This window comes from Exercitatus varius (assembly GCF_029577735.1).
GTDB lineage: Bacteria > Pseudomonadota > Gammaproteobacteria > Enterobacterales > Pasteurellaceae > Exercitatus > Exercitatus varius.
In genome coordinates, this window is the sequence record NZ_JARQTO010000002.1 from 226,765 (window position 1) to 245,805 (window position 19,041).

19 protein-coding genes are annotated in these 19,041 nt (G+C 47.3%); 12 read left to right on the forward strand and 7 right to left on the reverse strand.

The window, feature by feature from the left end:
- Positions 1–16 precede the first annotated feature (16 nt).
- The 5 genes from galM to galT form a co-directional block, all read right to left on the reverse strand.
- The gene (gene galM / locus P7M01_RS03670; protein ID WP_317483022.1) at positions 17–1,063 is read right to left on the reverse strand and encodes a galactose-1-epimerase; all 1,047 of its coding nucleotides are present in this window, start codon (positions 1,061–1,063) and stop codon (positions 17–19) included.
- A gap of 38 nt (positions 1,064–1,101) precedes the next feature.
- The gene (locus tag P7M01_RS03675; protein WP_317476431.1) at positions 1,102–2,481 is read right to left on the reverse strand and encodes a rhodanese-like domain-containing protein; all 1,380 of its coding nucleotides are present in this window, start codon (positions 2,479–2,481) and stop codon (positions 1,102–1,104) included.
- Between the two features lie 9 nt (positions 2,482–2,490).
- A complete protein-coding gene (locus P7M01_RS03680) occupies positions 2,491–3,507 on the reverse strand; it encodes a YeeE/YedE family protein (RefSeq protein WP_317483023.1) in 1,017 nt (338 codons plus the stop codon).
- A 103-nt stretch (positions 3,508–3,610) separates the two neighbouring features.
- Entirely contained in the window at positions 3,611–4,774 is a 1,164-nt protein-coding gene (gene galK, locus P7M01_RS03685) for a galactokinase (RefSeq protein ID WP_317480575.1), read from the reverse strand.
- A 423-nt stretch (positions 4,775–5,197) separates the two neighbouring features.
- Positions 5,198–6,241 (reverse strand): galactose-1-phosphate uridylyltransferase, encoded by a 1,044-nt coding sequence (gene galT / locus P7M01_RS03690; protein WP_317483024.1) that lies wholly within the window; start codon positions 6,239–6,241, stop codon positions 5,198–5,200.
- Positions 6,242–6,595: 354 nt separating this feature from the next.
- Here galT and mglB point away from each other — a divergent pair, with 354 nt between their 5' ends.
- The 11 genes from mglB to P7M01_RS03745 all read left to right on the forward strand — a co-directional run bounded on the left by mglB (position 6,596) and on the right by P7M01_RS03745 (position 15,972).
- Entirely contained in the window at positions 6,596–7,588 is a 993-nt protein-coding gene (gene mglB, locus P7M01_RS03695; RefSeq protein ID WP_202936963.1) for a galactose/glucose ABC transporter substrate-binding protein MglB, read from the forward strand.
- Between the two features lie 69 nt (positions 7,589–7,657).
- Entirely contained in the window at positions 7,658–9,169 is a 1,512-nt protein-coding gene (mglA, locus tag P7M01_RS03700; RefSeq protein ID WP_317483025.1) for a galactose/methyl galactoside ABC transporter ATP-binding protein MglA, read from the forward strand.
- A 12-nt stretch (positions 9,170–9,181) separates the two neighbouring features.
- Entirely contained in the window at positions 9,182–10,189 is a 1,008-nt protein-coding gene (mglC, locus tag P7M01_RS03705) for a galactose/methyl galactoside ABC transporter permease MglC (protein ID WP_317475096.1), read from the forward strand.
- Positions 10,190–10,350: 161 nt separating this feature from the next.
- Positions 10,351–10,803, forward strand: a complete 453-nt coding sequence (gene fabZ, locus P7M01_RS03710; RefSeq protein WP_012073621.1) for a 3-hydroxyacyl-ACP dehydratase FabZ — start codon at positions 10,351–10,353, stop codon at positions 10,801–10,803.
- Between the two features lie 12 nt (positions 10,804–10,815).
- A complete protein-coding gene (lpxA, locus tag P7M01_RS03715; protein WP_202936966.1) occupies positions 10,816–11,604 on the forward strand; it encodes an acyl-ACP--UDP-N-acetylglucosamine O-acyltransferase in 789 nt (262 codons plus the stop codon).
- 63 nt (positions 11,605–11,667) lie between these two features.
- Positions 11,668–12,837, forward strand: coding sequence for a lipid-A-disaccharide synthase (lpxB, locus tag P7M01_RS03720; protein WP_317483026.1), 1,170 nt, complete (start codon positions 11,668–11,670; stop codon positions 12,835–12,837).
- Between the two features lie 14 nt (positions 12,838–12,851).
- On the forward strand, positions 12,852–13,454 hold the full coding sequence (rnhB, locus tag P7M01_RS03725; protein ID WP_317483027.1) for a ribonuclease HII: 603 nt from the start codon (positions 12,852–12,854) through the stop codon (positions 13,452–13,454).
- Positions 13,455–13,475: 21 nt separating this feature from the next.
- Positions 13,476–14,069, forward strand: a complete 594-nt coding sequence (gene mog / locus P7M01_RS03730) for a molybdopterin adenylyltransferase (protein WP_317483028.1) — start codon at positions 13,476–13,478, stop codon at positions 14,067–14,069.
- A 50-nt stretch (positions 14,070–14,119) separates the two neighbouring features.
- Complete coding sequence (gene glnB, locus P7M01_RS03735) at positions 14,120–14,458, forward strand: nitrogen regulatory protein P-II (protein WP_202936970.1); 339 nt, start codon at positions 14,120–14,122, stop codon at positions 14,456–14,458.
- 29 nt (positions 14,459–14,487) lie between these two features.
- On the forward strand, positions 14,488–14,856 hold the full coding sequence (locus tag P7M01_RS03740) for a cytochrome b562 (protein WP_317483029.1): 369 nt from the start codon (positions 14,488–14,490) through the stop codon (positions 14,854–14,856).
- A 63-nt stretch (positions 14,857–14,919) separates the two neighbouring features.
- Positions 14,920–15,972, forward strand: coding sequence for an AI-2E family transporter (locus tag P7M01_RS03745; protein WP_317475100.1), 1,053 nt, complete (start codon positions 14,920–14,922; stop codon positions 15,970–15,972).
- A gap of 42 nt (positions 15,973–16,014) precedes the next feature.
- Here P7M01_RS03745 and dsbB read toward each other — a convergent pair whose 3' ends face one another.
- Both dsbB and nhaB read right to left on the reverse strand, forming a co-directional pair.
- Positions 16,015–16,551, reverse strand: a complete 537-nt coding sequence (gene dsbB, locus P7M01_RS03750) for a disulfide bond formation protein DsbB (RefSeq protein ID WP_317476441.1) — start codon at positions 16,549–16,551, stop codon at positions 16,015–16,017.
- 16 nt (positions 16,552–16,567) lie between these two features.
- Entirely contained in the window at positions 16,568–18,136 is a 1,569-nt protein-coding gene (gene nhaB / locus P7M01_RS03755) for a sodium/proton antiporter NhaB (RefSeq protein ID WP_202936974.1), read from the reverse strand.
- 149 nt (positions 18,137–18,285) lie between these two features.
- Between nhaB and fadR the strand changes: the two genes are divergently transcribed.
- Complete coding sequence (gene fadR, locus P7M01_RS03760; RefSeq protein WP_317475102.1) at positions 18,286–19,011, forward strand: fatty acid metabolism transcriptional regulator FadR; 726 nt, start codon at positions 18,286–18,288, stop codon at positions 19,009–19,011.
- Positions 19,012–19,041 lie beyond the last annotated feature (30 nt).

Below are 19,041 nucleotides of genomic sequence, written 5' to 3' on the forward strand. Positions count from 1 at the left end.
ATCGGCGGGCGTTTTGTTATTCGGCGGTCACAAATTGGAAGGTGGTACGCTGTTGATAATGTTCTCCCGCTTTCACCATGCCGCCGAATCGTTGCCATTCCGGATGGTTCGGCGTATCGGGTAACGCCTGCGTTTCAAATGCGATGCCTTGATAATCCTGATAAACGCCGCCCGAACGAGTGGGCGTGCCGGCCAGATAATTTCCGCAGTAAACCTGTAACGCCGGCTGCGACGTACTTATTTTCAACTGTAACGACCCGTCTGGTGCGGTCAGAATCGCTGCTGTTTTTGTCGCATCCTCATTCAGCAGAAACGCGTGATCGTACCCTTTGGTCGCCCGTTGTTCTTCTAGTAAAAAGTCCTGCTTGATCGGTTTGGCACGGCGAAAGTCGAAACTGGTTCCCGCCACATCTTTCAACGGCGAATTGGGAATGCCTTCGCTGTCTACGGGTAAAAATTGCGCGGCGTTTAACTGTAAAAAGTGATCTCGCACATCGCAGCCGTCGGCGGCGTTGAGTAAGTTGAAATAAGCGTGATTGGTCAAATTGAGCGGCGTATCCCGATCGCTTTGCGCTTCGTAAGTGATCGTCAGCCTATTGTCATCGCTCAGTTCGTAATGGACGCGAGCCTGGACGTTGCCGGGAAAACCTTGATCGCCGTCTTCCGAAAACAGCAAAAAACTCACGAAATTTTGACCGCACTTTTCCGGCGTCCAGCGCCGCTTGTCGAAGCCTGAGCCGCCGTGCAACTGGTGTTTGCCCTGATTGGCCGTTAACGCGAATCTTTGACCGTTTAATTCGAAACGGCTATTGGCGATCCGATTAGCGTAGCGTCCGATGCTGGCGCCGAGATAGGCGGTTTGCTGCGGGTAATCTTCCGCTTTGCAACCCAGCAATACTTCCCGTAATCGCCCGTGAACCGGCACTTTGCAGGAAATCCAGCCGGCGCCCCAATCCATAATTTGAACCGTCATACCGCCGGCGTTGGTCAGCGTGAATAATTGAAACGGTCGCCCGTCCGGCGCGGTGCCGACAGCCACGCCTGTTATCGGTTGTTTTGACATGTCGCTTTTCCCTTGTTGTTTAACCTGATTAGAAGGTTCTAACTTTTACATGAATTTCCGCGTTTGGCAACGTCGCCGTAATCGTTTTTGTTGTCGGGTTTGGATATATTTTTCGGCGCGCCTTTTTGAATCGGCAAGCTGCCGTTCATCTGCCACGCATTCCAGCCGCCGTCATAAACATAAGTATGTTCCCAGCCCGCCAGTTGGGTTATAAACCAGGATACGCCCGCGCGCCAGCCGGTACCGCAATAAAACGCCAGTTGATCGCCTTGATTAATGCCCAGTTGTTTCCATAAGGCGAAAATTTCGTTCGGATTACGTAATGTGCCGTCGGGATCGTAATAATCCGCCATGTTGGAAGAGTCGGTACCGGCGAAACCCCATTCGGCGCCTTCCGGTTCGCCTGCGTTTTGAATATAGTCATAACCGCTGATTTTGCCCGTATATTCGTCCCAAGCGCGATTACTGATTAAACGTAAGCCGGATTTTTGCGCTTTAACGGCGTCTTCCGGCGTGGAAATATTAATCTGCGGATTGGACGGAACGGTCGTACCGAAAGCCGTTGCCGGCGTCGGCGTATTTACCGTGGTTTCGGTCGGTAAACCGGCGTCTTGCCAGGTTTCAAAATTGCCGTTCATGACGCGTACGTCTTCTACGCCCGCCCATTTCAACGCCCAGAACACACGGTAAGCCGCCAGTTGATTATCGGAATAGAGAATCACTGTTTTGTCTTTGGTGATGCCGTTTTTCAACAGATTTTGTTCAATCACTTTCGGATCCGATAAATTCCATACCGGTTCGTTTTCCACCCAATCGGTATCAAAATGATATGCGCCCGGAATGTGCTGCGCGTAAGATTTAGCTTTATCCAACGGCCCCCAGGACACTTCAAAAATCATAAAATCGTTATTGCTGTAGGTTTCCGGTTTTTCTCCTTGAATAACCGCATCAACCCACTGCGGTGAAACGCTGTATTTGAAATTCGGAAAATTCTCCAACGGATATTCCGCCACATTCGCGTAGCTGACGAAATCTTTAAATTCGGCGATTTTATAGCCGCGCGTTAAGAATTCCGACGCCACACATTCGCGCGTTTCCGGATCCGTACCGTAGACCACCAAAGTTTTGTCTTTGGTAATGCCTTTCCCCGCCGCGAAACTTTCCAGCTTGTCGCGCTCGATATTGTACAGCCACGCGCAGGTGAACTGCACGGCACCTTTAATATGCCCACCACGCAAGGCGTTTTTTTCTTTAAAACCGTTGTAAAAACTGTCATCACGGGTGTCGATAATGACATATTTCGGATTATCCAGATTTTTTAGCAATTCATCCGTTTCTATAACCCGCACCGAATTTTTATCGCAAGCCGCAAGTACTAAACTAACTGCCAATACAAGAAAAGAAGGTTTTATTTTCATCACATATCCTTAAATTCGACACTGTGTCGGTTTAATTATTGCCGACGTCAACCAACAACCGAGCATAATCATGAGGGTGGAAAGCCATCCCTGCCAGGAAAAATAAGCGGTCGATACTAAAGAATTAGTTACCGTACAGCCGCCCGCCAACGTCGCTCCGATACCCATCATTACGCTCCCGGATATCCGTTGCAGAACGGCTTTCGGTTCGGGCACGCGGATTTCAAACTCGCCGCTCAATTTGGCACTGATAAAGGAACCCAACATAATTCCCAACACGAAATAGGTTCCCCAATTCAAATACCGGTGTTGCCCGTTAACGAGATACTGCACCGCATTGGCGGAAGGCACCGCAATGCCGAAACCGTAGCTGCGCCCGGTTTGTTCGCTGAGAACCCAGGCGGCTACGCCGAGTATGCCAATTAGCGCCGCCGAAACAAATAAATTCCACGGGTTAGCGAATAACGGATGGGCGATCAGCGGCGTTGTCGGTTTTCGCGGCGGTTGATAACGCGGATGACGGATTTGATAAACCGTCAGAAAAACGGTTACGACGATTAAAAGTGCGGTCAAAATCCACGGCGAAATGCCAAAGGTGAGATAAATGTTATCTATCGGCGTGACCTGTTTTACTATCGGATTAATCCAGCTACGCAAGGCACCGGTTTGAGTTGCCGCCATGGTAAGCGAAAAACAGACTAACGCAATCCAGCTGCCGGTCAGTCCTTCGCCGGTGCGAAACCAGGCGCCGGCGGCACAACAGTTAGATAAAACCATGCCCGCACCGAATAGCAAACCGCCCGCCAGCGTAGCCGAAACCGGCAGCTGAGTCGTGGGAATCGTGATTAAACCGAAAGCGGATAAAGCGAAAAATCCGACGGATTGAATGGATACTGCGATTAAAAGTGCGGTCAAAAATCGCGTATTTTTTTGAAAATAAAGATTCCGAAAACCGGAAACGAAACAGAACTGACTACGTTGCAATAAAAAGCCGAACGCAATGCCGATGAGAAGTCCGCTTAACATAGATTAAAACCTTAATACTGATGTCCGAATGCGAAAAGTATAACAGGAAAGCCCGGCCATGTCATTTGTTGTCAAATCTGAGCCGAGGCTTTCCTTTCGGCAGTTAATCGTTATAGGCTTGGACGCCTTGCGATGCGGTGCACACGTAGAAATCTTCCTTCAGACCGGTTCGTTGTTGGTAATTATCGGCGATGATTTGGCGCACGGCGTCCACTTTTTCCGCCGGCGCCAGGGCAACGATACAGCCGCCGAAACCACCGCCGGTCATGCGTGCGCCGCCGGATTTGCCGATCACGGACTGTGCCAGTTCCACCAGATAATCAATTTCCGGCGTGGTAATTTCAAAATCGTCCCGCATGGAAACATGCGAAGCGTTCATCAATTCGCCCAACCGGGAAATATCTCCGCGATTCAGCGCTTGCGCCGCATCCAGCACCCGCTGATTTTCGGTTACCACATGACGCGCCCGTTTCGCCATTTCGGCATCAAGTGCGGTCAATTCCGTTTCTCTTTTTTGGAATTGCTCGATAGACACATCACGCAACGCTTTCACGCCGAAGAATTTTGCCGCCGCTTCACATTGTTGACGACGCGTATTATATTCGCCGGTGACCAAATCGTGTTTTACGTGAGAATTGACAATCATCACCGCGATGTCTTTCGGCATCGGCGTCGGCAAAGTTTCGAGGGATCGGCAGTCAATCATCAGCAGATGCTCCGCCTGACCTAATGCGGAAATAAGCTGATCCATGTTGCCGCAGTTGGCGCCGACGAATCGGTTTTCCGCTTTTTGCCCGATAAGCGCAATATCCGTATTGCTGAGCGGCAATTCGCCCAGTAACTGACAGAATTTTCCGACGGCCACTTCCAGTGACGCCGACGAACTCAAGCCGGATGACAACGGCACATTGCCGCTGATAACTAAATCCGCGCCTTGGCGGAATTCGGGGCAGCGTTCCTGAATGAATTTCACCACGCCGCGCACATAACCCGTCCATTTTTTCGCCGGATTCGGCACAATCGGTTGATCCAGCCGGAATTGGTCGCATTCGTTTAAATCCGCCGCATACACGTTGAAAACCTGATCATCCCTTTTGGCGCCGCTGATTGCCGTGCCGTAATTTATAGCGCAGGGCATCACAAAACCGTCGTTGTAATCGGTGTGTTCGCCGATGATATTAACGCGCCCGGGAGCGTAAACATTAAGGGTCGGCGCTTTGTTGTATTTTTGTTGAAAAAGATGTCGTGATTGTGATTTTGGGTGCATAAAAGTATCCTTTTTTTTGACCGCAGTTTGCGGTTGAACTGACTTTCTTTGCTTCGCCGAAGAAAGTCAGCAAAGAAAGGCGTCTCCGTTTTGCCTTGTTTCCTGAAGATAATTAAATTTGCTTAACGAAAATCTTGTAAATTCGCTGTGCTCGGGCAAGCAGGATTTTCTACAAATTTAATCGTTTTCAGGCGGCAAAAAGGGGAATCGCTTGTTCATCTAAATTTATAGTTTTTTATTCATTGTAAAAAACGTTCAAAAATTTGACCGCACTTTTTATTGTAAAACTCCAATGGGTCCCGTCTGAGATGCCTGAGTGGCTTGAAAATTTTAGAAAATTTCAATCAAACGAAGAACAGTATCGAAGTCGGGGCGTACTTTCTTTTGCATATTTTTCTTTGTGCAAGCGAAGAAAGTAAGAGACTACCGAAGTTGATAATGAACCTCGCTTAACTCCCGTAATCTCGCCGCCGCTTGTTCCGCCGTTAAATCCCGTTGACTTTCGCCGAGCATTTCGTAACCCACCATAAATTTGCGGATTGTCGCCGATCTTAATAGCGGCGGGTAGAAATGGGCGTGCAGCTGCCAGTGTTCGTTGTCTTCGCCGTTGAATGGCGCGGCGTGAAATCCCATGGAATAAGGGAAGCTGATTTCGAACAGATTATCGTATTTCGTGGTCAGTTTTTTCAGAATGATGGCTAAGTCCTGCGCTTGTTCGGCGGATAATTCGGTCAGCCGTTTAACATGAGTTTTAGGCAGCAACAGGGTTTCAAAAGGCCAGACCGCCCAATAAGGCACCAGCGCAAGCCAGTGTTCGGTTTCTACTACGATACGTTCTTTTTGTTCCAGTTCCCGCTTGGCGTAATCCACTAATAAGACGGAACCTTGCTGTTGATAATATTTCCGTTGATTGATATCTTCTCGCGCCACTTCGTTCGGCAAAAAGCTGTTTGCCCAGATTTGTCCGTGGGGATGTGGGTTGGAACAGCCCATTGCGGCGCCTTTGTTTTCAAAAATTTGTACCCAAGGATAAGTTTGTCCGAGTTCCTGTAGCTGTTGCTGCCAAACTTTAATGACTTCATTGATTTCATCAACGGTCAATAAAGGCAGGGTTTTGCTGTGATCCGGAGAAAAACAGATGACTCGGCTTTCGCCGCGGGCGCGCGCGGTGCGGAAAAGCGGATCAATGTTTTCTTCCGGTGCCGGCGTATCCTGCAGCAAAGCGGAAAAATCGTTACGGAAGACGTACGGTTTTCGGTAATCCGGATTCGGTTCGCCCGTGATTCGTTTGTTACGCGGACAAAGGTAACAGTTTGGATCATGAGTCGGCTTTTGCTCTTCGTTAACTTTTTCCTGCTGACCTTGCCAAGGACGTTTGGCGCGATGAGGAGAAACAAGCACCCATTGATCCGTTAACGGATTATAACGGCGGTGCGGATGTTCCGTCGGGTCGAATAACGTAGTCATTGTACTACTCCTTACAATTTGACTGTAAATGTTAACATTATTGGTTATTCAATATTTGAAACGTCACAAGAATACCATAATGAGATTTTGGCTTTGTGATCTGAATCACATTTTCACAAATAGCCGAAAAGGGCAATGTGAAATTGTGAACTTGATCACGGTATTTTAGTTTCTTAACCGCTATATTTCCGCCAGCTGCAGGACGCAGCATTTTTAGGGTTTGTTTATGGGATGAGTTTATGAAAAATAAACAGCTCCTGAAAACAGTGTCGTCGCATAGCCTTAGGCTGGTGAAAAACGCCGTGAAGCATGCCCTACGGATGATTTGATTTTACTAATTGGAGAAGTAGCATTATGAAAAAATTAGGTCTAAGTGCAATTGCATTGGCTGTTGGTCTGGTTGCCGGTATGAGTACCGCTCAAGCCGAAACGAAAATCGGTGTGACCATTTATAAATATGACGATAACTTCATGGCGTTAATGCGTAAAGAAATCAATAAAGAAGCGGAACAATTAAAAGATGTAAAATTATTGATGAATGACTCTCAAAATGCCCAATCCATTCAAAACGACCAAGTGGACGTATTGCTTTCTAAAGGCGTGAAAGCCTTAGCAATCAATTTGGTTGACCCTTCCGCCGCACCGACCATTATCGGTAAAGCGAAACCGGATGATATTCCGGTCGTATTCTTTAATAAAGACCCCGGTGAAAAAGCTTTGGCAAAATACGATAAAGCTTATTATGTGGGAACCGATCCGAAAGAATCCGGCTTAATTCAAGGCGACTTAATCGCCAAACAATGGAAAGCCAATCCGGCATTAGACTTAAATAAAGACGGTAAAATCCAATATGTATTGTTAAAAGGCGAACCGGGTCATCCGGATGCGGAAGCCCGTACCAAATACGTAATTGAAAAATTAAATGAATTAGGTATTCAAACCGAACAATTGTTTATGGATACCGGTATGTGGGATGCCGCAATGGCGAAAGATAAAACCGACGCCTGGTTATCCAGCGCCAGAGCTAACGACATTGAAATGATTATTTCCAATAATGACGGTATGGCAATGGGCGCGTTGGAAGCGGTAAAAGCGCACGGTAAGAAATTACCGATTTTCGGGGTAGATGCTTTACCTGAAGTGTTACAACTAATCAAAAAAGGCGATATCGCGGGTACCGTATTAAATGACGGCGCCGGTCAAGGGAAAGCCGTTGTTCAGTTAGCCAACAACTTGGGACAGGGTAAAGATGCCGCGGAAGGAACCGAGTGGAAAATCGAAAACAAGGTGGTTCGTATCCCTTATGTGGGCGTAGATAAAGACAACTTGTCCGAATTCTTGAAATAACTGCGATGGGCACGCATTACATCGGATTGTGTGCGTGCCTGATTTTTATAACAATTTGTGGGGTGATGTATGACAGCACAAAGTAATCAGGAAGTGCTACTCACAATGACCGACGTTAGCAAGTCATTTCCCGGGGTAAAAGCCCTGGATCATGCCAATCTCTCCGTAAAATCTCACAGTGTTCACGCCTTAATGGGAGAGAACGGAGCAGGAAAATCAACTTTACTCAAATGCCTGTTCGGGATTTATGTCAAAGATGAAGGTGAAATTTTATTTTTAGGCAAACCCGTTAATTTCAAAACATCAAAAGAAGCCCTGGAAAACGGGATTTCTATGGTGCATCAGGAGTTAAACTTGGTTCGCCAGCGCAGTGTCATGGATAATCTCTGGCTAGGGCGTTATCCGCTAAAAGGCATTTTTGTGGATCACACCAAAATGTATAACGACACCAAGGCGATTTTTGACGAACTGGGCATTGAGGTGGATCCGCGGGAAAAGGTGGCAAATCTTTCCGTTTCCCAAATGCAGATGATCGAGATTGCGAAAGCGTTCTCTTATAACGCCAGAATCGTGATTATGGACGAACCGACTTCATCGCTTTCGGAAAAAGAAGTGGAGCACCTGTTTACCATCATCGAAAAACTGAAGAACCGCGGTTGCGGTATCATTTATATTTCCCACAAAATGGATGAAATTTTCAAAATTTGTGACGAAATTACCATTCTGCGCGACGGACAATGGGTGAATACCGTCAATGTGAAAGACACCACGATGGAGCAGGTGGTGGCGATGATGGTAGGGCGTGAGTTAACCCAACGCTTCCCGGAAAAGACCAATACTCCGAAAGAAGTGATTCTGGAAGTGGAACACTTAACCGCGCTTAATCAACCTTCTATTCAGGATGTCAGCTTCCAACTGCGCAAAGGGGAAATTCTCGGTATTGCCGGTTTGGTGGGCGCCAAACGGACGGATATTGTGGAAACGATTTTCGGTGTGCGGGAACGCCGGAGCGGCACTGTAAAACTACACGGAAAAACAGTGAATAATCGGACCGCACTTGAAGCCATTAATAACGGTTTTGCATTGGTTACCGAAGAACGCCGTTCTACCGGCATTTATGCAAATCTGAGTATCGAATTTAACTCACTGATTTCCAACATGAAATCGTACATGACGAAATGGGGCCTGTTGAGCAATAAGAAAATGAAAAGCGACACCCAATGGGTGATCGACGCCATGAATGTGAAAACTCCGTCGCACCGCACCACTATCGGTTCGCTTTCCGGCGGCAATCAGCAAAAGGTTATCATCGGACGTTGGTTGTTGACTCAACCGGAAATTCTGATGCTGGACGAACCGACCCGCGGTATTGATGTCGGTGCCAAATTCGAGATTTATCAATTAATCATGCAATTGGCGCAAAAAGATAAAGGCATCATTATGATTTCCTCCGAAATGCCCGAATTATTAGGGATTACCGATCGGATTTTGGTGATGAGCAACGGACGTGTCGCAGGTATCGTAGAAACGGCAAAAACTTCGCAGGAAGAAATTTTGCAACTGGCAGCTAAGTATTTATAGAAGGAACGTTGTATGGCTGGTCAAAAAAATAAAACGTGGGATTTTTTCAAACAAAATGCCATTTATTTCGTGTTACTCGTTTTATTGGGCGTTATTATTGCGCAGGATCCCTCATTTCTGAATCTGATGAACTTCAGTAATATTCTGACTCAATCCTCCGTGCGTTTAATTATTGCATTAGGGATTGCGGGATTATTGGTGGTGCAGGGTACCGACTTGTCCGCTGGTCGCCAGGTCGGGTTGGCGGCGGTCGTCGCCGCGACCATGTTGCAGGCGATGGATAACATGAACCGCGTGTTCCCGGAACTGCCGGAACTGCCGATTTTTGTGGTCATTTTGGTGGTATGCGCCATTGGTGCCGTTATCGGGTTAATCAACGGATTTATCGTTTCCGTATTGAACGTTACGCCGTTTATCGCCACCATGGGCACCATGATTATCGTATACGGTTTCAATTCTTTATACTACGATGCGGTCGGCGGCTCACCGATTGCCGGTTTCAGCGAAAATTTCTCCGCCTTTGCGCAAGGTTTCTTCCGATTCGGTTCGTTCAAATTGTCCTACATCACGATTTACGCTGTTATCGCCACAATCATTATGTGGATTTTATGGAACAAAACCCGCTTCGGTAAAAATATTTTCGCTATCGGCGGTAATCCGGAAGCGGCACGCGTTTCCGGGGTAAACGTCACGCGCAATTTGCTGGTGATTTATACTTTAGCCGGTGTGTTCTATGCTTTCGGCGGTATGCTGGAAGCGGGTCGTATCGGTTCTGCCACCAATAACTTAGGTTTTATGTACGAATTGGATGCCATCGCCGCCTGTGTGGTGGGCGGCGTATCCTTCGCCGGCGGCGTGGGGACAATCATCGGCGTGGTAACCGGGGTATTGATTTTTACCGTGATCAACTACGGTTTAACCTATATCGGCGTTAATCCGTACTGGCAATATATCATCAAAGGCTCGATTATCATTCTGGCGGTAGCCATCGACAGCTTGAAATACGCGAAGAAAAAATAGTAAAAAACTCACGAAAAATTGACCGCACTTTTAAAGTGCGGTCGGTTTTTTAACAATTCTTGCGGATGAGTCAGGGTTAGCCTCTACTCATTTCCCCCGAAATACCGTATAATTCAGAAAATTTTTCTCTTCATTCTTAAAAAATAATTAAGGATCCCATTGTGACAACTGAAAACCGAACTCCAAGAATTATCGAAGCAAAAGAAATTATGACGCTGTTACCGCACCGTTTCCCATTCCTGTTAGTGGATCGCGTTGTGGATTTCCAGGAAGGCGAATGGTTAAAAGCGATTAAAAATATTTCAGTCAATGAACCGTGTTTTACCGGACATTTCCCGAATGAACCGATTTTACCCGGTGTGTTAATTCTTGAAGCGTTGGCGCAATCTATGGGACTTTTAGCGTTCAAAACCCATGAAATTCAGGGCGGAGAATTATTCTATTTTGCCGGTATCGACGATGCGCGTTTCAAACGTCCAGTATTGCCGGGCGATCAAATGGAACTTTATGTAGAAGTTATTAAAGAACGTCGCGGCATTACGTCTTTCATCGGACGCGCCACCGTAAACGGCGAAGTCGCCTGTGAAGCGAAATTGATGTGCGCCCGTCGCTAGTAAGGAGCCAAAATGATTCATCCAACGGCAAAAATTCACCCATCTTCCATCGTTGAAGACGGCGCTAAAATCGGCGAAAACGTGGTTATCGGCCCGTTTTGCGTCATCGAGAAAGACGTGGAAATCGGCAAGGGAACGATTTTGTATTCTCACGTCGTGGTGCGCGGTATCACCAAAATCGGCGAAGATAACCAGATTTTCCAGGGCGCAAGCATCGGCGAAATTAATCAGGATTTAAAATATCAAGGCGAAGCCACCCGCACAGTGATCGGTAACCGCAACCGCATTCGCGAAAACGTCACCATTCACCGCGGTACGGCGCAAGGCGGCTGGGTGACGAACATCGGTGACGATAATCTGTTCATGGTGAACGCGCATATCGCTCACGATTGTCAAATTAAAAATCGTTGCATTTTAGCCAATAACGCCACCCTGGCGGGACATGTGGAATTGGATGATTTCGTGATTGTGGGCGGCATGTCGGCAATTCACCAATTCGTTGTGGTTGGCGCGCACGTGATGTTGGGCGGCGGTTCGATGGTCAGCCAGGACGTACCGCCTTATGTGATGGCGCAAGGCAACCATGCCCGTCCGTTCGGGGTGAATATCGAAGGTTTAAAACGTCGCGGTTTCGATAAGCCGACGTTGCATGCCATTCGTAACGTTTACAAACTGATTTACCGCAGCGGACGCACGCTGGAAGAAGTGATGCCGGAAATCGAAACTTACGCACAAACGGAAAGTGCGGTCAGTTTTTTCTTAGATTTTTTTGCTCGCTCAACCCGCGGTATTATCCGCTAAGCAAAATGACAAAAAATCGGACCGCACTTCGAAAAAAGTGCGGTTATTTTTTAGGAAATTTTTATGGAACAACGGAAGCATAATCATCCTGTCATTGCTTTGGTCGCCGGTGAAGTGTCGGGCGATATTCTGGGCGCCGGTTTAATCCGCGAACTGAAAAACATTTACCCGAATGCGCGATTTATTGGCATTGCGGGACAACAAATGCTGGCGCAGGGCTGTGAAACTTTAGTGGATATGGAAGAAATCGCCGTGATGGGGCTGGCGGAAGTGGTGAAACACCTGCCGCGGCTACTAAAAATCCGCAAGCTGACGGTTGAACGTATGCTGGCGGAAAAGCCCGATATTTTCATCGGCATTGATGCGCCGGATTTTAACCTTTATGTGGAAGGCAAACTGAAAGCGCAGGGAATTAAAACCATTCATTACGTCAGCCCGTCCGTTTGGGCGTGGCGTCAGAAACGGGTTTTCAAGATTGCCAAAGCCACTAATCTGGTGCTGGCGTTTTTGCCTTTCGAAAAAGCCTTTTACGACCGTTTCAACGTGCCTTGCCGTTTTATCGGACACACCATGGCGGATGCCGTTCCGCTGCAACCTAATCGCTCGGAAGCTTGCGAACAGCTGGGTTTAGACGCCGGCGGACGTTATGTGGCAATTTTAGCGGGCAGCCGCAGTTCGGAAGTGGAATTCCTGGCGGAACCTTTTTTGCGAACCGCGCAACTGCTGAAAAATACGCATCCCGATATTCAGTTCTTGGTGCCGTTGATTAACAAAAAGCGCCGTCGCCAGTTTGAAGCCGTGAAAGCGCGGGTGGCGCCCGATTTGCCTTTGATTTTATTGAATGGACAGGCGCGTCAGGCAATGATTGCGGCGGACGCGACGTTGCTGGCATCGGGGACGGCGGCATTGGAATGCATGTTGTGTAAATCACCGATGGTGGTAGGATACCGCATGAAACCGTTCACTTATTTTTTAGCCAAACGTCTGGTGAAAACGGATTACGTTTCGCTGCCGAATTTATTGGCGAATGAAATGTTGGTGCCGGAAATGATTCAGGATGATTGCACCCCGCAGAAATTAGCGCAGAAAATGGAAGCTTATTTGGGAGAAAGTGCGGTCAAAAATCGAGAAGTTTTGATCCGGCGTTTCACCGAATTGCATCGTCAAATCCGTTGTAACGCCGATAAACAGGCGGCACAGGCGGTGGCGGATGTGCTGAACGGCACGATTTAAAACGGAGAAGCAATATGGCGGAATTTGAATATCCGCAGGGATATGAACTGATTGCGGGCGTCGACGAAGTGGGGCGCGGACCGCTAGTGGGCGCCGTGGTGACGGCGGCGGTTATTTTGGATCCGAACAATCCTATTGCAGGGCTGGCGGACAGCAAAAAACTGAGTGAAAAAAAACGGCTTGCTTTAGCGGCAGAAATTAAGGAAAAAGCGCTGGCATGGGCGTTGGGACGAGCGGAAGCGGAAGAAATCGACAAACTGAATATTTTGCACGCCACCATGCTTGCCATGCAGCGGGCGGTAAAATCGCTTAAAATTTCACCGCACTTGGTGTTGGTGGACGGCAATCGCGTGCCGGAACTGGATATGCCGGCGCAGGCGATTATCAAAGGCGACGGCAAAGTAGCGGAAATCAGCGCGGCTTCTATTCTTGCCAAAGTGGCGCGAGATCAGGAAATGGAAGCGCTGGATAAACGGTTTCCCCAATACGAATTCGCCAAGCACAAGGGTTATCCTACCAAAGCTCATCTGGAAAAGCTGGCGCAATTCGGCGCGTTGCCGCAACATCGCCGCAGTTTCGCGCCGGTTCGGAAAGCGATTGAACAATCCAACGAATAAACTGTAAAAATAAGGAAAAATATGACCGCACTTGCTCAAAATAAAACGTTAAAAATCGGCTTGGTTTCCGTATCGGATCGCGCTTCACAAGGCGTTTATGCGGATCAGGGCATTCCCGAGCTGCAGAAATGGCTGGAAGCGGCATTGACGGAGGAATTTGCAGTGGAAACGCGATTAATTCCCGATGAACAGGCGAAAATCGAGCAAACGCTGATCGAATTGGTGGACGAACGGCAATGTCATTTAGTGTTAACCACCGGCGGCACCGGGCCGGCGAAACGGGACGTGACGCCGGATGCCACATTGGCGATTGCGGATCGCGAAATGCCGGGATTCGGCGAACAGATGCGTCAAATCAGCCTGCATTTTGTGCCGACCGCCATTTTATCCCGTCAAGTGGGCGCGATTCGCAAAAACACTCTGATTTTAAATCTGCCGGGGCAACCGAAGGCCATTAAGGAAACCTTGGAAGGCGTAAAAGATGCCGACGGCAACACGCTGGTGAAAGGAATTTTTGCCGCCGTGCCTTACTGCCTGCAACTGATTGACGGCATTTATATCGACACCAAACCTGAAGTGATTGAAAGCTTCAGACCGAAATTCGCCCGCCGTTAAAGTGCGGGAGAAATTTACGTTGTTTTTCAACCTGTCAGAAGGAAAGAGAGATGAAAAAAATTGAAGCCATTATAAAGCCGTTTAAACTGGATGATGTCCGAGAAGCCTTGTCCGATATCGGCATCACCGGCATGACGGTAACGGAAGTCCGCGGTTTCGGGCGCCAGAAAGGGCACACGGAACTGTATCGCGGCGCGGAATACATGGTGGACTTTCTGCCGAAAGTCAAGGTGGAAATCATCATTGCGGACGAGCAGCTGGATCAATGTATCGAAACCATTATTGACACGGCGCAAACCGGTAAAATTGGCGACGGTAAAATCTTCGTGTATGATGTGGAACGCGTCATTCGGATTCGCACCGGCGAAGAAAACGAAGAAGCAATTTAATCATACATTTTATAAACGGGAACATGATGATGAAAAAACTTTTTGTTTTATTGGGGGTTTTTGCCTTTGCTATGACGGCTTGTGACGGCGGTTCCAATGTGAAAGCCGAAATGGCGCAAATGTCGGTCGCCGTGAATAAGTTAAGCGACGCCGCTTCCGCTCAGGAATTCCATCAGGCGGCGGCAAGTTTACGCGAGGCGTCCGTTCTGTCTATGAATAAAAAACCGTCAAAAATAAAAACCGACGAAGAATTCAAGGATTATCAGGCGGGAATGCAACAATTCATTGAAGCGTTGGACCGAGCGGATAAATTGGCGGATGAGAATTTGGACGAAGCGAAAAAAGCCACGCAGCGCCTGTTCGAACTGAAAGCCGAATATCACAGATTATATAAATAACCCAACCTTTTTATGAACCGCACCGATTGAAAAGTGCGGTTAATTTTTGCGGAGTTTTTTTTGATGACAAAGCCCTCTTCATTGCTGTTTTATCTGGTTGCCATGGCGTCGCTGGTCATTATTTTTGCCGGCATTAAGCTATCAGCGGAAATCGTGGTGCAGTTTTTATTGGCCTTATTTATTTCGATTATTTGTTCTCCGATAATCAAATTTATGACAAGCCGGCGGGTGCCGCACTGGCTGGCGATTACGCTGCTGTTCGTGCTGATTTCTTTGATATTTTTCTTCCTGATTGGATTGATTAACGGCACGGTGCGGGAATTCAGCCAATCTATGCCGCAATATCGGGAATTAATGCTGGAACGACTTCATGCCGTTCAGGCGTTGGCGGCGCGGTTTCGCATTCCTTTTGATTTTGACGCTTCCCGCATTCAGCAGCAGTTCGACCCGAATGTACTGATGAATTTTGCCAGCCGTTTATTGCTGAACTTTTCCAATGTGGTATCGAATGCTTTTGTGCTGATTTTAGTGGTGGTTTTTATGTTGCTGGAAGCGCCTACGGCAAAACGCAAGCTGGCGGTCGCTTTCAGTAGCAATCAGCGTGAACAGAATCGGGAAGAGCAACATCTGGATCGCGTGCTGCAGGGAATTATCAGCTATTTGGGCGTGAAAACGCTGGTCAGTGCGCTGACCGGGTTTTGCGTCTGGATATTGCTTGAATTGATGGGCGTGCAGTATGCGGTGTTGTGGGCGACATTGAGTTTCCTGTTAAACTATATTCCCAATATCGGTTCCATTATTGCCGCCATGCCGATTATTGTGCAGGCGTTGTTGCTGAACGGTTTTTCCGTGGGATTTGCCGTAGCGGTCGGCGTAATTGCGATTAATATGGTAATCGGCAACGTACTGGAACCTAAATTAATGGGCAAGAAATTAGGGTTGTCCACTTTGGTGGTGTTTCTTTCCCTTTTATTTTGGGGATGGCTGTTGGGAACCGTCGGCATGTTGCTGTCGGTGCCGTTAACCATGGCGTGCAAAATTGCTTTGGAAGCCAGTCCGAATACGTCACGTTATGCGGTGTTGCTGGGCGATGAAGTGCCGAACGAGAAAGAATAAGAAAAAACGCTGAATTCCGGATTCAGCGTTTTGTTTAAGCGGTTAACGAAAAATGTCGCGATTTTTGACCGCACTTTTCTTCAATTGGCTGAGAAAAATTAAGCCTAACGCGACGGTGTAAAAGCCGAAAATGAAAACCAGCCATTGCGGCATGGTGAAGCTCATGAAAGTCCAGTTAATTTCACTGCATAGTCCGGTCGGATGGAAGAGCGCCGGGAACCATTTATCCAACGGAAGCGTTTCGGGAAACTGGACGAACATCGGGCATTGATCCCAGGGATTGGGGTGCAGTTGATAACCTACATGTTTGATGGAAAAGAGCAATCCTTTAATTGCTCCCCATAAGCCGACGGCGAGAGCAAGTAAACGGAAAATGAAAAACCGAGGCGCAATGAAACCGATAATCCCGGCGAAGGCCACGCCGAATAGGGCAACCCGTTCGTAAACGCACATGACGCATGGGTTGAGTTTTAAACCGTATTGGAAATAAAGTGCGGTCAATTCCAGACAGATTGCTGATACGAATAACAGCAACCAGGATGATCGCCCCGTTGAAATACGTTTTAAATAACCGAACATTACGCCTCCTTTTTAATTAGTGACCGAGAACCGAATTTACCGGAATATGCGGCGATGAAATTAATCCGACTTGCGTCAGCCATTGCGTCATGCCGGGCAGGACGAATTCTACCGCCAGTAAACCCACAAGGCTTAATACGATAGTGTAAGGCAACGCCATATAGACCATGCGTCCGTAAGACAACCGAATTAACGGCGCGATGGACGACGTCAGCAGGAACAGAAACGCCGCCTGACCGTTTGGTGTCGCCACGGACGGTAAATTGGTACCGGTATTGATTGCTACGGAAATCATTTCAAATTGATAAGGTGAAATCGCACCTTCCGTTAATGCATTTTTCGCTTCGTTAATATAAACGGTCGCCACAAAAACGTTGTCGGAAATGGAAGATAATAATCCGTTGAAAATATAGAACAACACTAACTGGGTGGATTCGGAAGCATTCAGAACATAACTGATAACCGGTGCGAATAAGTGCTGATCAATAATTACGGCCACTACGGAAAAGAATACCACCAATAAGGAGAGGAACGGTAAACTTTCCTGGAAGGCTCTGCCGATTGCGTGTTCGTCCGTAATACCGCAATAAGCCGTAGTGAGGATAATTACGGTTAAACCGATTAGACCTACGGAAGCCAAATGGAATGCCAAGCCGAGAATTAACCAGATACCGACGAAAGCCTGTACGCCTAATTTGACGCGATCCTGCGTAGTCATTTGCGCTTCGTGGGCACGGTCGAATTTCGCCAAAACCCCCCATACTTTACGCGGCAGTTTTTCACCGTAGCCGAATAAACGGAATCGCTCTACAATGATACAGGTCAGTATTCCGGAGATTAATGTCAACACCGTGACAGGCGACATACGGAAGAAGAATTCTTTAAATCCCCAACCCGCCTGTTCGGCGATAATCAGATTTTGCGGTTCGCCGACTAATGTCATCACGCCGCCCAATGCGGTACCCACCGCCGCATGCATCATCAGACTACGCAGAAATGCGCGGAATTGTTCCAGGGTTTCCATGTTTTGCTTGATTTTGGCATCATTGCTGATATCGGACGGATCATTAAAGTTGCCGCCGGACGCCACTTTATGGTAAACACCGTAGAAACCCATTGCCACACTGATGATTACGGCAATTACGGTTAATGCGTCCAGGAAGGCGGAAAGAAATGCGGCGGTTACACAGAACGCCAATGACAGCGCGAGTTTAGAGCGGATTTGCAGTAATAATTTGGTAAAGGCATAAAGCAACAATTGCTTCATGAAGTAGATACCCGCCACCATGAACATTAACAGCAGAATCACTTCGAAATTCGCTAAAAGTTCCGATTTAACGTGTTCGGGGCTGGTCATTCCGATAGTTACCGCTTCTAACGCCAGCATCCCGCCGGGTTGCAACGGATAGCATTTTAATGCCATAACCAGAGTAAAGATGAATTCCGCTACCAGCAACCAACCGGCGGTAAACGGATGAAACCAAAAGATAAAAGGATTAACAATTAAAAAAGCGCCGATTGTGACTTTATACCAGTTCGGGCTATTCCCTAAAAAGTTATTCATAAACGCTTGAATGTATTTCATCTGTTTGTCCTTAGGAAAATATAGCTTTCATTGTCCTACTGTTTTGTGGATAATAGGCTTACTGTTTTACAGGTAATTACCCAAAATTACCAGTAAAAATTTAATTTATTCTTTTAATTTTTTTGATTTTAAATTTTCCCTTGATATTTATGAACGATTTTGCATCCATTCTAAAAGCGCGCAGTCCTGCGGCGCTTGCCGAAGAATATATTATCAAGAGTATTTGGAATAATACTTTTCCACCCGGCACAGACTTACCGGCTGAACGGGATTTGGCTGAAAAAATAGGGGTTACTCGGACAACATTGCGTGAAGTTTTGCAACGTTTGGCTCGTGACGGTTGGCTGCATATTCAACACGGCAAACCGACTCGAGTAAATAACGTCTGGGAAACGTCCGGGTTGAATATTATCGAAGTCTTGATTCGTTTGGACAGCGTACAATCACCGCTGTTAATCGCTAATGTGCTCTCCGCCCGTACCAATCTGGCGACTATTTATATGCCGCGCGCTTTTAAGTACTTTCCTGCGGAATCGTTTGCGTTGTTTGACAAGCTGGATTCTTTAGAAGATACCGCCGAAGCTTACATTGCATTCGATTACAAAGTTTACCGCGATTTAACTTTCATTTCTAAAAATCCGATTTACGGCTTAGTGTTAAATAGTTTGCGCAATCTGTATATGCGGGTTGGCACTCTGTATTTTTCCAATGCCAAAGCGCGCGCTTTAGCCATGAAATTTTACAAAGAATTGGTGGCGTTGGCGAAAACCGAGCAATTTGAGGTGATTCCCGCCTTAATTCGTCAATACGGTAAAGAAAGCGGCGTACTTTATGCAGAAATTCAAGACGATATGACATTGTTAATGAACAAATAAAAAACCGGTCGCTCATTTGTATGCCGATTC

Coding starts and splice junctions, on each gene's coding strand:
- galM (WP_317483022.1), bottom strand. CDS start 1,063: ATGTCAAAACAACCGATAACAGGCGTGGCTGTCGGCACCGCGCCGGAC.
- P7M01_RS03675 (WP_317476431.1), bottom strand. CDS start 2,481: ATGAAAATAAAACCTTCTTTTCTTGTATTGGCAGTTAGTTTAGTACTT.
- P7M01_RS03680 (WP_317483023.1), bottom strand. CDS start 3,507: ATGTTAAGCGGACTTCTCATCGGCATTGCGTTCGGCTTTTTATTGCAA.
- galK (WP_317480575.1), bottom strand. CDS start 4,774: ATGCACCCAAAATCACAATCACGACATCTTTTTCAACAAAAATACAAC.
- galT (WP_317483024.1), bottom strand. CDS start 6,241: ATGACTACGTTATTCGACCCGACGGAACATCCGCACCGCCGTTATAAT.
- mglB (WP_202936963.1), top strand. CDS start 6,596: ATGAAAAAATTAGGTCTAAGTGCAATTGCATTGGCTGTTGGTCTGGTT.
- mglA (WP_317483025.1), top strand. CDS start 7,658: ATGACAGCACAAAGTAATCAGGAAGTGCTACTCACAATGACCGACGTT.
- mglC (WP_317475096.1), top strand. CDS start 9,182: ATGGCTGGTCAAAAAAATAAAACGTGGGATTTTTTCAAACAAAATGCC.
- lpxA (WP_202936966.1), top strand. CDS start 10,816: ATGATTCATCCAACGGCAAAAATTCACCCATCTTCCATCGTTGAAGAC.
- lpxB (WP_317483026.1), top strand. CDS start 11,668: ATGGAACAACGGAAGCATAATCATCCTGTCATTGCTTTGGTCGCCGGT.
- rnhB (WP_317483027.1), top strand. CDS start 12,852: ATGGCGGAATTTGAATATCCGCAGGGATATGAACTGATTGCGGGCGTC.
- mog (WP_317483028.1), top strand. CDS start 13,476: ATGACCGCACTTGCTCAAAATAAAACGTTAAAAATCGGCTTGGTTTCC.
- glnB (WP_202936970.1), top strand. CDS start 14,120: ATGAAAAAAATTGAAGCCATTATAAAGCCGTTTAAACTGGATGATGTC.
- P7M01_RS03740 (WP_317483029.1), top strand. CDS start 14,488: ATGAAAAAACTTTTTGTTTTATTGGGGGTTTTTGCCTTTGCTATGACG.
- P7M01_RS03745 (WP_317475100.1), top strand. CDS start 14,920: ATGACAAAGCCCTCTTCATTGCTGTTTTATCTGGTTGCCATGGCGTCG.
- dsbB (WP_317476441.1), bottom strand. CDS start 16,551: ATGTTCGGTTATTTAAAACGTATTTCAACGGGGCGATCATCCTGGTTG.
- nhaB (WP_202936974.1), bottom strand. CDS start 18,136: ATGAAATACATTCAAGCGTTTATGAATAACTTTTTAGGGAATAGCCCG.
- fadR (WP_317475102.1), top strand. CDS start 18,286: ATGAACGATTTTGCATCCATTCTAAAAGCGCGCAGTCCTGCGGCGCTT.